The sequence below is a fragment of the Escherichia sp. MOD1-EC5433 genome (assembly GCF_002966005.1).
GTDB lineage: Bacteria > Pseudomonadota > Gammaproteobacteria > Enterobacterales > Enterobacteriaceae > Escherichia > Escherichia ruysiae.
Genome location: NZ_PTRL01000004.1, coordinates 1 through 15,908 on the forward strand (window position 1 = coordinate 1; position 15,908 = coordinate 15,908).

Annotated in this window: 7 protein-coding genes; 5 read left to right on the forward strand and 2 right to left on the reverse strand. The window is 50.9% G+C overall.

Annotated elements, in window-relative coordinates:
• Positions 1-143 precede the first annotated feature (143 nt).
• Both C3D30_RS20525 and C3D30_RS09220 read left to right on the forward strand, forming a co-directional pair.
• Positions 144-6,320 carry a pectate lyase-fold domain-containing protein gene (locus tag C3D30_RS20525; RefSeq protein ID WP_202861595.1) on the forward strand — a complete coding sequence of 2,059 codons (6,177 nt, stop codon included), beginning with the start codon at positions 144-146 and terminating at the stop codon, positions 6,318-6,320.
• Positions 6,321-6,530: 210 nt separating this feature from the next.
• The gene (locus C3D30_RS09220; protein WP_105285712.1) at positions 6,531-7,397 is read left to right on the forward strand and encodes an aldo/keto reductase family oxidoreductase; all 867 of its coding nucleotides are present in this window, start codon (positions 6,531-6,533) and stop codon (positions 7,395-7,397) included.
• A 39-nt stretch (positions 7,398-7,436) separates the two neighbouring features.
• On the opposite strand, the gene azoR is transcribed toward C3D30_RS09220, so the two are convergent.
• A complete protein-coding gene (azoR, locus tag C3D30_RS09225; RefSeq protein ID WP_000048935.1) occupies positions 7,437-8,042 on the reverse strand; it encodes an FMN-dependent NADH-azoreductase in 606 nt (201 codons plus the stop codon).
• A 200-nt stretch (positions 8,043-8,242) separates the two neighbouring features.
• Here azoR and hrpA point away from each other — a divergent pair, with 200 nt between their 5' ends.
• The 3 genes from hrpA (at position 8,243) to aldA (ending at position 14,859) form a co-directional block, all read left to right on the forward strand.
• A complete protein-coding gene (gene hrpA, locus C3D30_RS09230) occupies positions 8,243-12,145 on the forward strand; it encodes an ATP-dependent RNA helicase HrpA (RefSeq protein ID WP_105286791.1) in 3,903 nt (1,300 codons plus the stop codon).
• A 272-nt stretch (positions 12,146-12,417) separates the two neighbouring features.
• Positions 12,418-13,218 (forward strand): DUF218 domain-containing protein YdcF, encoded by an 801-nt coding sequence (gene ydcF, locus C3D30_RS09235; RefSeq protein WP_105286792.1) that lies wholly within the window; start codon positions 12,418-12,420, stop codon positions 13,216-13,218.
• Between the two features lie 201 nt (positions 13,219-13,419).
• Positions 13,420-14,859, forward strand: coding sequence for an aldehyde dehydrogenase (aldA, locus tag C3D30_RS09240; RefSeq protein ID WP_105286793.1), 1,440 nt, complete (start codon positions 13,420-13,422; stop codon positions 14,857-14,859).
• Positions 14,860-14,900: 41 nt separating this feature from the next.
• Here aldA and gap read toward each other — a convergent pair whose 3' ends face one another.
• Positions 14,901-15,902, reverse strand: coding sequence for a type I glyceraldehyde-3-phosphate dehydrogenase (gene gap, locus C3D30_RS09245; RefSeq protein WP_000048677.1), 1,002 nt, complete (start codon positions 15,900-15,902; stop codon positions 14,901-14,903).
• Positions 15,903-15,908 lie beyond the last annotated feature (6 nt).

Sequence of the window (15,908 nt, forward strand, 5' to 3'; positions counted from 1 at the left end):
TTTCTGAACTGATCTACCTTAGTATTCGCCGCATGAATAAAATAAATTTTGTTTATTAAATGCTTCGTTGCAAGCATTTAGTGCTTTCTGTCTTTAAGTCTTGTGTAGTTTGTTATGCAAGAACTATTTTTAAGGAGTTATATATGCAAAGGAAAAAATTGTTGTCTGTCTGTGTTGCGATGGCGTTAAGTAGCCAGACATGGGCTGCGGATACCACTACAACCGAGTCAGCCGACGAAACACGAAAATCCAGCAAAATATCCTGTCCGGCAAATATTCATATATTAAATAAAGAACAGCTTGAGAATTTACCGGCAGAATGTAGAGATCTTAAAGACAGTGCCGTTTTACCCTGGGCTGCCGCTGGTCTGGCGGCGGTAGTAACAGGTGTCGCGGTCTATGCCCTACACGATGATAATAATCACCATCACGACGATCGGTCTCCGGTGCCGGATGATGGCGGTAATACGCCAGTACCGCCGGATGATGGCGGTAATACGCCAGTACCGCCGGACGATGGCGGTGATACACCAGTACCGCCAGATGATGGCGGTGATACACCAGTACCGCCGGACGATGGCGGAGACACGCCAGTACCACCGGATGATGGCGGTGATACACCAGTACCGCCAGATGATGGTGGTGACACACCAGTACCGCCGGACGATGGCGGTGATACGCCAGTACCACCGGATGATGGCGGTGATACACCAGTACCGCCGGACGATGGCGGAGACACGCCAGTACCGCCGGATGATGGTGGTGACACGCCAGTACCGCCGGACGATGGCGGAGACACGCCAATACCACCGGATGATAAACCGGACCCGATCAAATACAACAACAACGTGACCTGGGATCAAGCTGAAAAAACGCTGCAAATCCGTAACGCAACGTTTACCTACACTGAGAATGCGGATGGCAGCTATACCCTGACGGCAAAAGACGGTCGCCAGACAATTGTCAAACAGTGGAAGGTAAATGAAGACAGCAACACGGCAGTCTTCGAAGGTGTTAACAAAGCGGGTGGAATCACCTGGAGCTACGACGACGAGGGCAAAATCCACATCACCAAAGAAGCTGGTGTGGTAGTTGATGGAACCACGGGCAACGATATCAAAGTCAGTGACGCCATTATTACCGACCAGGGCGGCAACACCGCGCTGAATGGCGGTACGGTAATGACCGTGGAAGGCGATAATATTGTTCTGAACAATGACGGTAAAACCACTGCGATTGGCGAAGGTTCCATTGTCGGTATCCTGACGGGCGATAACATCACCATCAATAACAATGGTGAAACCGAAGTGGATGGCGGTACGGCCGTTATTGTCAACGGTGACAACGCGACGATTAATACCCAGGGTGACGCCACATTTACTAACGGCGGTACAGGTAGCCTGATTAACGGTGACGATGCTGTTATTGATAATAAAGGGAATATGACCGTCGATGGTGAAAACTCGGCGGCGACCAAAATTATCGGTGATGACGCGCTTATTAAGCAGGAAGGCGATCTTTACGTCAGCGGCGCTGCACACGGTATTGACGTCGAGGGTAACGGCACCATTGTCAGTAACAAAGGCAATATTACCGTAGTGGATGATAAATCCATTGGCGTATTGCTGGATGGCAGTGATGTCACGTTTATGAATATCGGTGATATTACGGTTGGCGAGACAGGGCACGATGGCAATCCATTCGGTGTGCTGATCGACGGCGACAACGCCACCTTCGTCAACGTGGGGGATATCACCACCAAAAATAGTGGTACGGGCGTTAACGTTGCCGGTGATGAGGGCAGTATTTCACTTTCAGGCAAGATGTCCGTCAACGACGCCACAACCGGGCTGGAGGTAAGCGGCAGCGGCAACAGCATCACGCTGACAACTTATGAGCTGAGTATTGAAGGTGAAAATGCAACGGGCGTAAGTTTATCTGGCAACGGAAACAACCTCGAAATTTCAGGGGATATGACCGTTGATGGGGTGAACGCGGTGGGTACACGGTTAACTGGCGATGATACCCGTGTCCTCCAGAATGGCGACCTGTTTGTTAGCGGTGCAGCGCACGGCATTGATGTCAGCGGCGATCGCGCGACCATCGGCAACACGGGCAAAATTACCGTTGTGGATAAGAATTCGAACGGCGTCATGATCGACGGCGATGACGTACAGTTTACCAATGTTGGCGAAATCGACATCTCAAAAAATGGTACGGGTGTCGCTATTACGGGCGATCGCGAGCAGGTCGAGTTGCGGGGAGATATCAACGTTATCCAGGAAAAAGACGATAGCGGATTGTTCCAGGGTGCAACGGGCATCAATATGACGGGTAATGGTAGCGATATCACCCTGGACGGAAATATCAACCTGATATCGAGTATGGGGGCCGAAAGTACCCGCGTACCGTCACCGCTGGATGGGATAAATATTAGCGGTGATAATAACACCATTGATTTAAACGGCAGCATAAACTTCTCATTCAATGAGGGGATGGCTACGGTGGAAGCCAATATGCGGGGGATCAACGTTACTGGTAAAGGTAATACCGTTAATCTGCAGGGCGGTATTAACGTTTCAGGAACAGGCGCTGAGGAGGTTGTAACCGGTGTTAACGTTTCTGGCGTGAATACGGTTAACGTCAGTGGTCACTCCAGCGTGGATGCCAGCACGCTGCGGGGCCAGGTGACGCTTGTTGCAGCTTCGGATGGTGCAACGGTCACTCTCAACAGAGACTCCGTTATTGACATTACCGGCAATTTAATCAATACCCAATATATTTATCCTTACGCCGTTCTTATGGCAAATGACTCCGGAACGCATATTGATAACTATGGAACCATTAATGCAGCCACCTCACAGGAGTTGATGGTGGCTCGCGCAGGCGGAACCGTCACTAATTTCGGCACCATAACGGCGTTGCCGGGAGAAAATCAGGCCAGTGACTCAAAGGTTGCGATGGTTCACGCCAGCGGAGAGGGATCAAATGCGACAAATGCGACTGGCGGTACAATTAACGTAGTTTCCGCCACCACGCCACAAGGAGGTGATGGCGAAGCGGCTTACCCCCTTCCCTGGTATAACAGAGTGTTCTTCGCCTTAATGGCGGATAATTATGGGCAAGCCACTAACGAAGCTAATGCGCTGATTAATCTGCATGGCGCAGGAACCTATGGCGTTTCTTCAGCAAAAGGTACTGCCATTAATGCCGGAGAAATTAACGTCGATAGTTTTATCCCGACGCTGGATGATAATGGCAATATCACCAGCGAAGCCTATTGGCAGACGAATACTCCGTATCTAATGGGCGGTGGTATGTTGGTGGGATCGACCGAGACTGGCTGGGCAGATGCCACCGGGTTGAATACAGGCACAATCAACGTCAACAATGAAGGTTTTGGTATGCTGGCGCTGAACGGCGGTACAGCGGTAAACCAGGGCACTATCAATCTGACGACGGATGAAAATGTCACGAAGCAACAGAATAACCAACTGTTCGCCATGGGCGCTGTTGGCACCGGCGTGGCGATTAATGACAAAACCGGTGTGATCAATATTGATACCGATGTCGGCCAGGCTTTTTATACTGACGGTTTGGGCACCATTATCAATTACGGCACTATCTGTACGTTTGGCAATTGCCAAACCGCCGGTGTATATAACCCAACCGATCCGGCAGTTAGCCTTGTCTACACCGGGGGAGATACGATCACCGCCGAAGGGCAGTCAACCAACTTTACTCAATCCGTTGTAATAACCAATACCACGCCGGGTAGCGTTACCAACGCCGGAACTGTTACCAGTCAGATGCTGACAGTTCTGAGCGGTGAACTGGATAATACCGCAACCGGAAATATCAGTAACATGATTAAACTGAATGACGGCGGCGTAGTTGATAACGCAGGTAAAATTAACAACATTGATGTTAACGGTGGCACGCTGAATAACGACGGTACGGTGTCAGGCCAGGTAACGATATATGCTGGCGCCAGTAATGCATTGGTGAGCAATACAGGGACCATCAATAAACTGGTACAGAAAGACGGTACTGTTAATAACAGCGGTGTAATTACCGGCCGTATCACTCAACAAAACGGCACCTTCAACAACCAGCAGGGCGGCACGGTTAAAAACGGTGCTATGTTAACCAATAAAGCCGTGGTGAATAACGAAGGTGAATGGATTCTTGGCGAGAGCAGTGGTGGCACCAATGCCGGCATGTTAGAAATAAACAATAACGCCGTATTTAATAACAGCGGTGAGTTTATTCTTAATAATGCTAAAAATGCTATTCACCTGAATCAGTCTGGTACGCTGTACAACACCGGGCATATGTCGTTGATCGATTCCTCAAATAATGGAGCCGTGAATATTTGGGGGAATAACGGGCGCTTTATCAACAACGGTAAAGTGGATTCAACCGCCAAATCTGTTGTTGTCAGCGCCAGTAACGCGGCGGCGACCGACGCGTTCTTCTGGAACATGAGCGAAGGTGAGATTAATTTCGACCGTGATAACGCCAGCGCGGTGAAATTCACCCATAACAACTATGTCGCGCAGAATGACGGCACCATGAACATCAGCGGCAACAATGCCGTGGCGATGGAAGGGAATAATAATGCGCAACTGGTCAACGAAGGCATCATTAACCTGGGAACGGAAGGCACGACCGATACTGGCCTGATTGCAATGCAACTGGATGCCAATGCAACGGCGGACGCGGTCATTGAGAACAACGGTACTATTAATATCTATGCCAATAACTCTTTTGCTTTCAGTATGCTGGGCGCACAGGGCCACGTTGTTAACAACGGTACGGTAGTGATCGCCGAAGGCGTAACCGGGTCTGGCCTGGTTAAACAGGGCGACAGTGTGAACGTGGAAGGGATTAATGGTAACAACGGTAATACTACCGAAGTCCATTACGGTGATTACACATTGCCGGACGTGCCGAACACCACGGTGACATCTTTTGCTGATAACTCAAGTGGCGACGCTGGCGCTACCAATAATCTCAACGGCTATGTTGTGGGCACTAACGCCGACGGCAGCGCGGGTCGATTGATGGTCAATAACGCCAGCATGAACGGCGTGGAGATCAACACTGGCTTCGCTGCGGGTACAGCAGAGACCACCGTTAACTTTGATAACGTAGTACAGGGCAGCAACCTCACTGACGCGAACGCCATCACGTCCACTACTGTGATGTGGAATGCGCAAGGAAGTACGGATGCGAGCGGTAACGTAGACGTGACAATGACCAAAAACACCTACACCGATGTCGCGACAGATGGCAGTGTGAATGATGTGGCGAAGGCGCTGGACGCGGGCTACACCAACAACGAGCTGTACACCAGTCTGAACGTAGGTACCACGGCGGAACTGAACAGCGCGCTGAAGCAAATCAGCGGCAGCCAGGCGACCACCGTGTTCCGCGAAGCCCGCGTGTTAAGCAACCGCTTCAGTATGCTGGCGGATGCCGCGCCGAAGGTGGGCAATGGTCTGGCGTTCAACGTGGTGGCAAAAGGCGATCCGCGCGCGGAACTGGGCAACGACACGCAATACGACATGCTGGCGCTGCGTAAAACGCTTGACCTGAGTGACAGCCAGAGCCTGAGCCTGGAGTACGGCATCGCCCGTCTGGATGGCAACGGTTCTGACAAGGCCGGGGACAACGGCGTGACCGGTGGTTACAGCCAGTTCTTTGGCCTGCAACATCAGATGACCTTTGAGAATGGCGTGAACTGGAATAACGCCCTGCGTTATGACGTTCATAACCTCGACAGCAGCCGTGCCGTAGCTTACGGCGACGTAAGTAAAACCGCCGATACCGACGTGAAGCAGCAGTACCTGGAATTCCGCAGCGAAGGGGCGAAAACCTTTGAACCGCGCGAAGGGCTGAAAATCACGCCGTATGCCGGAGTGAAACTGCGCCACACGCTGGAAGGCGGTTATCAGGAACGTAATGCCGGTGACTTTAACCTGAATATGAACAGTGGCAGCGAAACGGCGGTGGACAGCATCGTCGGGCTGAAACTGAACTACGCAGGGAAAGACGGCTGGAGCGCGAACGCCACGCTGGAGGGCGGGCCGAACCTGAGTTATGCGAAGAGCCAGCGCACGGCGAGCCTTGCCGGGACAGGTGGTCAGCAGTTTAACGTTGACGACGGGCAGAAGGGCGGCGGTATTAACAGCCTGGCAAGCGTCGGCGTGAAGTACAGTAGCAAAGAAAGTTCGCTGCATCTGGATGCTTACCACTGGAAAGAGGACGGCATCAGCGACAAAGGCGTGATGCTGAACTTTAAGAAAACGTTCTAATTTTTCGCATGTGACACAAAAACCGCAACGCTGATACTGGTTGCGGTTTTTTATTGCCGAATACGATCTTATAGAGTCTGAGTTTTGGCTGTCTTTCAGGTCAAATAAGTGCTGCGCATCCGGTAATCTTATTTATGCCTTCACATCATTTATCTCTTTTCATTTCTATACTGATTTTTCTTTATCCGTTTTATTAAAGGGCAGGATGTTATGAGCAGCGACACATTTACTCTCGGGACAAAATCCGTTAACCGTCTTGGTTATGGTGCGATGCAGCTGGCAGGTCCTGGTGTTTTCGGTCCGCCGAAAGATCGCCATGTTGCTATTACCGTGCTGCGTGAGGCACTTGCTTTGGGCGTTAATCACATTGATACCAGCGACTTTTATGGCCCGCACATCACCAACCAGATCATCCGTGAAGCACTGCATCCCTATTCTGACGACCTGACGATTGTCACCAAAATTGGCGCTCGCCGTGGTGAGGATGCCTCCTGGCTGCCCGCATTCTCTCCCGCAGAACTGAAAAAGGCGGTGCATGACAACCTGCGAAATCTGGGGCTTGATGTGCTGGATGTGGTTAACCTGCGCGTAATGCTGGGGGATGGTCACGGTCCGACGGAAGGATCGATTGAAGCCAGCTTGACCGTGCTGGCAGAGATGCAGCAGCAGGGACTGGTAAAACATATCGGTTTGAGCAATGTCACGCCGACACAAGTCGCTGAAGCGTGCAAAATCGCTGAAATCGTTTGTGTGCAAAACGAATACAACATTGCACACCGTGCCGATGACGCATTAATTGATACTTTGGCTCGCGATGGTATTGCGTACGTGCCGTTCTTCCCGCTCGGCGGTTTTACGCCGCTGCAATCCTCCACACTTTCGGATGTTGCTGCAAGCCTGGGCGTGACACCAATGCAGGTGGCGCTGGCGTGGCTGTTGCAACGTTCAGCGAATATTTTGCTGATCCCCGGGACATCTTCCATTGCGCACTTGCGGGAGAATATGGCTGCAGGGAAATTAGTGTTATCTGATGATGTGTTGGCAACACTGGACAGCATTGCGAAAAAGGCGGGTTAAGTAAAAAGCCTCCCGCACTTGCAGGAGGCCTCTTAAAACTTATGCTGCAACAACTGCGTCAATTGCTGCTTTGGCGTCTGCCTGCGCTTTCGCAGCCATTTCCGGACCGTAGGCAATACCTTCCGCAAAGACGAATTTCACATTGGTAATGCCGATAAAGCCCAGGAACGTGGACAGATACGGCGTCACCAGATCCGTCGGCCCATCTTTATGGATACCGCCACGGCTGGTAATCACGATGGCTTTTTTACCTGTTACCAGACCTTCCGGACCGTTTTCGGTGTAGCGGAAAGTAACGCCTGCACGCGCAACCAGGTCAAAATAGTTTTTCAGCTGAGTCGAGATGTTGAAGTTATACATTGGTGCCGCAATCACGATAACGTCATGGGCTTTCAGCTCGGCAATCAGCTCATCGGAAAGCGCCAGAGCTTCCTGTTGACGTGGGGTCAGCGGCGCATCGCTCGGACGCAGAGCGCCAACCAGTTCGCCATCCAGCACCGGAATCGGATTTGCTGCCAGGTCACGAACGGTGATTTCATCAGCAGTGTGCTTTTCGCGCCATTGTTCAACAAAATAATCGGACAACAAATTAGACTGAGAGTACCCTGCCAGGATGCTGGATTTAAGAACTAATACCTTGCTCATGGTGTTTCCTTATAGATGTTTGAATGGGCGATGCCCCGTTGCTTGTTGACACTTTATTCACAATCCTGCCACAGAGATAGCGCAATAAATCGAAGCCTATGTTCGAATTTATTGAACAACGCATAGAAAGCCGCGATGTGGTACTCTATATCTATCATTTAAAAGAAAATTAATCAGGCAGACTACTGCCCTCTAACGTTATGACAGAACAACAAAAATTGACCTTTAATGTCTTGCAACAGCGGCTGGATTCGCTAATGCTGCGTGACAGGCTGCGCTTTTCCCGCCGTCTGCATGGTGTGAAAAAGGTTAAAAATCCTGATGCACAACAGGCCATTTTCCAGGAAATGGCAAAAGAGATTGACCAGGCGGCAGGGAAAGTCCTGCTGCGTGAAGCGGCGCGTCCGGAGATTACTTATCCGGACAATTTGCCGGTTAGTCAGAAAAAACAGGACATTCTCGAAGCGATTCGTGACCACCAGGTCGTCATCGTTGCCGGGGAAACGGGGTCAGGTAAAACCACTCAGTTACCGAAAATCTGTATGGAACTGGGGCGCGGAATTAAAGGGCTGATCGGTCATACCCAACCGCGCCGTCTGGCAGCAAGAACCGTCGCGAATCGTATTGCCGAAGAGTTGCAGACCGAGCCGGGTGGTTGCATCGGTTATAAGGTTCGTTTTAGCGATCACGTTAGTGATAACACGATGGTCAAACTGATGACTGACGGTATCTTGCTGGCGGAGATCCAGCAAGACCGCCTGCTGATGCAGTACGACACCATCATCATCGATGAAGCGCACGAGCGTAGCCTGAACATTGATTTTCTGCTCGGTTATCTGAAAGAGTTGCTGCCGCGTCGTCCAGATCTGAAAGTGATCATCACCTCGGCGACCATCGATCCTGAACGTTTCTCACGTCACTTTAATAATGCGCCGATTATCGAAGTCTCCGGTCGCACTTATCCGGTGGAAGTGCGCTATCGCCCGATTGTTGAAGAAGCGGATGACACCGAACGCGACCAGTTGCAGGCCATTTTCGATGCCGTAGAAGAGCTAAGCCAGGAAACTCCTGGTGATATCCTGATCTTTATGAGCGGCGAGCGGGAAATTCGCGATACCGCCGATGCGCTGAACAAGCTGAACTTACGTCATACCGAAATATTGCCGCTTTACGCACGACTGTCGAACAGCGAACAAAATAGGGTGTTCCAGTCGCACAGCGGGCGGCGCATTGTGCTGGCGACCAACGTCGCGGAAACGTCGCTGACCGTACCGGGTATTAAATACGTGATCGACCCCGGTACGGCGCGTATCAGCCGCTACAGCTATCGCACTAAAGTACAGCGTTTGCCGATTGAGCCGATTTCGCAGGCTTCTGCTAATCAGCGTAAAGGCCGCTGTGGTCGTGTGTCAGAAGGGATCTGTATTCGTCTCTATTCCGAAGACGATTTCCTCTCGCGCCCGGAGTTTACCGACCCGGAGATTCTGCGTACCAACCTGGCCTCGGTTATTTTGCAGATGACTGCGCTGGGGCTGGGCGATATTGCCGCGTTCCCGTTTGTCGAAGCGCCGGATAAACGCAATATCCAGGATGGCGTGCGTCTGCTCGAAGAGCTGGGCGCGATCACCACTGATGAACAGGCCAGCGCCTATAAACTGACGCCGCTCGGTCGCCAACTCTCGCAACTGCCTGTCGATCCTCGTCTGGCGCGAATGGTGCTGGAAGCGCAAAAACATGGCTGCGTGCGTGAAGCGATGATTATCACTTCCGCGCTCTCCATTCAGGATCCGCGTGAGCGTCCAATGGACAAACAGCAGGCATCGGACGAGAAACATCGTCGTTTCCACGATAAAGAGTCTGACTTCCTGGCATTTGTTAATCTGTGGAATTATCTCGGCGAACAGCAAAAGGCACTTTCTTCAAACGCCTTCCGTCGCCTGTGCCGCACCGATTACCTCAACTATCTGCGCGTGCGCGAATGGCAGGACATCTACACCCAGTTGCGCCAGGTAGTGAAAGAACTCGGCATTCCGGTGAACAGCGAACCGGCGGAGTATCGCGAAATTCACATCGCCTTACTGACCGGTTTGCTTTCGCATATCGGCATGAAAGATGCCGATAAACAGGAATATACCGGCGCACGTAACGCGCGTTTTTCCATCTTCCCCGGTTCTGGTTTATTCAAAAAGCCACCGAAATGGGTAATGGTGGCGGAACTGGTAGAAACCAGCCGCCTGTGGGGGCGTATTGCGGCGCGCATCGATCCGGAATGGGTTGAACCCGTTGCTCAGCATTTGATTAAACGCACCTACAGCGAACCGCACTGGGAACGAGCGCAGGGCGCGGTGATGGCGACGGAAAAAGTTACCGTATATGGCCTGCCTATTGTTGCCGCGCGTAAGGTCAACTACAGCCAGATCGATCCAGCGTTATGTCGAGAACTCTTTATCCGTCATGCGCTGGTGGAAGGTGACTGGCAGACGCGCCACGCATTCTTTCGCGAGAACCTGAAACTGCGGGCGGAAGTGGAAGAGCTGGAACACAAATCACGTCGCCGCGATATTCTGGTGGATGACGAAACGCTGTTTGAGTTTTACGACCAGCGCATCAGTCACGATGTCATCTCCTCGCGCCACTTCGACAGCTGGTGGAAAAAGGTCAGCCGCGAAACGCCTGATTTGCTCAACTTTGAAAAGAGCATGTTGATCAAAGAAGGTGCGGAAAAAATCAGCAAGCTGGATTACCCGAACTTCTGGCATCAGGGCAATCTCAAGCTGCGTTTAAGTTATCAGTTTGAGCCAGGGGCGGATGCGGACGGCGTGACGGTACATATCCCGCTGCCGTTACTTAACCAGGTGGAAGAGAGCGGGTTTGAGTGGCAGATCCCCGGTCTGCGCCGCGAACTGGTGATTGCTCTGATTAAATCGTTGCCGAAACCGGTACGGCGTAATTTTGTACCCGCGCCAAACTACGCCGAAGCGTTCTTAGGCCGCGTCACGCCACTGGAGCTGCCGTTGCTCGACAGCCTTGAGCGCGAGCTGCGGCGGATGACCGGCGTTACCGTTGACCGCGAGGACTGGCACTGGGATCAGGTGCCCGATCACCTGAAAATCACCTTCCGCGTGGTGGATGACAAAAACAAGAAGCTAAAAGAAGGGCGCTCATTACAAGATTTGAAAGACGCGCTGAAAGGCAAAGTGCAGGAAACGCTATCTGCAGTGGCGGATGACGGTATTGAGCAGAGCGGCTTACATATCTGGAGTTTTGGTCAACTGCCGGAAAGCTATGAACAGAAACGTGGCAACTACAAAGTGAAAGCGTGGCCGGCGCTGGTGGATGAACGCGACAGCGTAGCGATCAAACTGTTTGATAATCCGCTGGAACAAAAGCAAGCGATGTGGAACGGTCTTCGCCGTTTGCTGCTGCTGAATATTCCATCGCCGATCAAATATTTACATGAGAAGTTGCCAAACAAAGCCAAGTTAGGGCTGTACTTTAACCCATATGGCAAAGTACTGGAGCTGATCGACGACTGTATCTCCTGCGGTGTGGATAAATTGATCGATGCCAACGGTGGCCCAGTCTGGGCGGAAGAAGGCTTTGTTGCGCTGCATGAAAAAGTGCGCGCCGAACTGAACGACACGGTGGTGGATATTGCGAAGCAGGTCGAACAAATCCTCACAGCGGTGTTCAATATCAATAAACGCCTGAAAGGGCGCGTTGATATGACGATGGCGCTGGGACTTTCAGATATCAAAGCGCAGATGGGCGGGCTGGTATATCGCGGTTTTGTCACCGGTAACGGCTTCAAACGTCTGGGTGATACGCTGCGTTATTTGCAGGCGATTGAAAAACGCCTGGAGAAACTGGCGGTTGATCCACACCGCGACCGCGCCCAGATGCTGAAAGTCGAAAACGTCCAGCAGGCGTGGCAGCAGTGGATCAACAAATTGCCGCCAGCACGTCGTGAAGATGAAGACGTAAAAGAGATTCGCTGGATGATTGAAGAGCTGCGCGTCAGTTACTTCGCCCAACAACTCGGTACGCCGTATCCGATTTCAGATAAGCGTATTCTGCAAGCGATGGAGCAAATTAGCGGATAACGCTGCTATTTGCCTGATAAATCTAAAACCCGGTAAGCATATGCTGCCGGGTTTTTTATTAAATCTGAAAACGATAAGGGCAAAAGTTCAGGGATTCAGGAGAATACAATTCTCTGCTGCAAGATGAATAATGTTTATCTACAGCTTTTCTGTAAAACATATGCCAGGTTTGCGGAGAGGCGATTAACGAAATACGACCTCCTCCTTTCAGAGTGCTCCGCTTCTCATTATTATCTCACGCAGTATTCTTAAGGGAACGAGAAGGAGGAACCATGAATATTACCCCGTTTCCGACGCTTTCGGCGGCAACCATCGATGCCATAAACGTTATCGGTCGATGGCTGGCGCAGGATGATTTCTCCGGTGCAGCTCCGTATCAGGCTGATTGCGTGATCCTTGCAGGTAATGCGGTTATCCCTACTATCGACCGCGCTTGCAAGATTGCCCGAGATCAGCAAATTCCGTTACTGATTAGCGGTGGTATCGGTCACTCGACAACATTTTTATACAGTGCCATCGCCCAGCATCCGCATTACAACACCATTCGTACAACAGGCAGGTCAGAAGCTACCATCCTCGCAGATATTGCCCATCAGTTCTGGCATATTCCACATGAAAAAATCTTGATTGAAGACCAGTCAACAAACTGCGGAGAAAATGCCCGCTTCAGTATCGCGTTACTGAATCAGGCCAAAGAACGGGTTCACACGGTTATCGTTGTGCAGGACCCCACCATGCAGCGGCGCACGATGGCGACATTCCACCGTATTACAGGTGATAATCCCGATGCGCCTCGTTGGTTAAGTTATCCAGGATTTGTACCACAATTAGTGAATAACACAGACAGTGTCGCATTTGCTAATTCACTGGAAGGATTATGGTCAATTGAGCGTTATTTATCGCTTCTTACTGGCGAGCTACCTCGTTTGCGTGATGATAGCGATGGCTATGGGCCACGCGGGCGCGATTTTATCGTTCATGTTGACTTTCCCGCTGAAGTCACCCAGGCCTGGCAGACGCTGAAAGACGACGCTGTGCTTATTGAAGCGATGGAAAGTCGTTCACTACGTTAAAAATTGCCCGTTTGTGAAATACCGTTGGCAAACGGGCATGATTCTTTACTTTTACTTTTACTTCTGCCTTTTATTCCTTTCACATTTGTTTTTATGAAGCCCTTCACAGAATCGTCTTTCCACGATGCCGTTTCCGCAATGATTGATGTTAATTAACAATGAATTCACCAAAATCAAACATATCAATCACAGGAGCCACCCATGTCAGTACCCATTCAACATCCTATGTACATCGATGGACAGTTTGTTACTTGGCGTGGAGACACATGGATTGATGTCGTAAACCCCGCCACAGAAACGGTAATATCCCGCATTCCTGATGGACAGGCCGAGGATGCCCGTAAGGCAATAGATGCTGCAGAACGAGCGCAACCAGAATGGGAAGCGTTGCCTGCCATTGAACGCGCCAGTTGGCTACGCAAAATCTCCGCCGGAATCCGCGAACGCGCCAGTGAAATCAGTGCGCTGATTGTCGAGGAAGGGGGCAAGATCCAGCAGCTGGCTGAAGTCGAAGTGGCTTTCACGGCGGACTATATCGATTACATGGCGGAGTGGGCGCGGCGTTATGAGGGCGAGATTATTCAAAGCGATCGCCCTGGGGAAAATATTCTTCTGTTTAAGCGTGCTCTTGGCGTGACCACCGGTATTCTGCCGTGGAACTTCCCGTTCTTCCTTATTGCCCGCAAAATGGCGCCTGCACTTGTGACCGGCAATACTATTGTTATTAAACCCAGTGAATTTACGCCAAACAATGCAATCGCGTTTGCCAAAATTGTTGATGAAATTGGCCTGCCGCGCGGCGTGTTTAACCTTGTATTGGGGCGTGGAGAAACAGTCGGTCAGGAACTAGCGGGGAACCCGAAGGTCGCAATGGTCAGTATGACGGGCAGCGTCTCTGCGGGTGAGAAGATCATGGCGACCGCAGCGAAAAACATTACCAAAGTTTGTCTGGAGCTGGGCGGTAAAGCGCCTGCTATTGTGATGGATGACGCCGATCTTGAACTGGCCGTGAAAGCTATCGTTGATTCACGCGTCATCAATAGCGGGCAAGTGTGTAACTGTGCTGAACGTGTTTATGTACAGAAAGGCATTTATGATCAGTTCGTTAACCGACTGGGTGAAGCGATGCAGGCAGTGCAGTTTGGTAATCCTGCTGAACGCAACTATATTACGATGGGACCGTTGATAAATGCGGCGGCTCTGGCAAGGGTTGAACAAAAAGTTGCACGTGCCGTAGAAGAGGGGGCGAGAGTGGCGCTTGGTGGCAAAGCGGTAGCGGGGAAAGGGTATTATTATCCGCCGACATTGCTGCTGGATGTTCGCCAGGAAATGTCGATTATGCACGAGGAAACCTTTGGTCCGGTGCTGCCGGTTGTCGCTTTCGACACACTGGAAGACGCTATCTCAATGGCTAATGACAGCGATTATGGCCTGACCTCATCAATTTATACCCAAAATCTGAACGTTGCGATGAAAGCCATTAAAGGGCTGAAGTTTGGTGAAACTTACATCAACCGTGAAAACTTCGAAGCTATGCAAGGCTTCCATGCCGGATGGCGTAAGTCGGGTATTGGTGGTGCGGACGGTAAACATGGCTTGCATGAGTACCTTCAAACCCAGGTAGTCTATTTACAGTCATAATGTGTAAAACAGGCGGAGGCATTTTTCTCCGCCTGTATCTGTCAGAGTTTGGCGAATTTTTCGAGAGTGCGAATAAGCTGGGTAACAAACCCATATTCGTTATCGTACCAGGCGACTGTTTTCACCAGTTGTAAATCGCCCACGGCGGTAATTTCCGTTTGCGTGGCATCAAACACCGAACCGAAATGGCTGCCAATGATATCGGAAGAGACTATTTCTTCATCGGTATAACCAAATGACTCGTTATTGTTTGTCGCTTTTTTAAGCGCGTTGTTCACCTCTTCGGCAGTGACTTTTTTCCCGAGAATAGACACCAGTTCGGTGACCGAACCTGTTTTCACGGGTACGCGTTGCGCATGGCCTTTCAGTTTGCCGCTCAGTTCCGGGATCACCAGGCCAATGGCTTTTGCCGCGCCAGTGGTGTGGGGAATGATATTTTCTGCCGCCGCACGTGAAGCGCGTAGATCTTTACCACGCGGACCATCCACCAGTGACTGGGTGCCGGTATAGGCATGAATGGTCGTCATCGTGCCGACTTCTATTCCAAAACTGTCGTGCAAGGCTTTGGCCATCGGCGCAAGACAGTTTGTGGTACATGACGCTACAGAAACAATAGTGTCGTTACCATCCAGAGTGTCGTCATTGACGTTATAAACGATAGTTTTCATCTCACCGGCAGGAGCGGAAATCAGTACTTTCCTGGCGCCAGCATCCAGATGCGCCTGCGATTTTTCAGCAGAGGTATAAAAGCCTGTACATTCGACAATGATTTCTGCACCTTTCGCTTTCCACGGAATATTTTTCGCCTCTTTTTCGGCGTAAACCGCAATGCTTTTCCCATCGACGATAAGTGAATCTTCAGTGAAATCAACGCTCCAGGGGAACGGGCCGTAGTTTGAATCATGTTTCAGCAGATAGGCGAGAATTTTCGGGGATGTGAGATCATTAATAGCGACAACGTCTATGTTGCTTTTGACCTCAAGTAATCGACGCAACACCAGTCGACCGATACGACCAAAACCGTTAATGCCAACTTTACTCATGGTTTT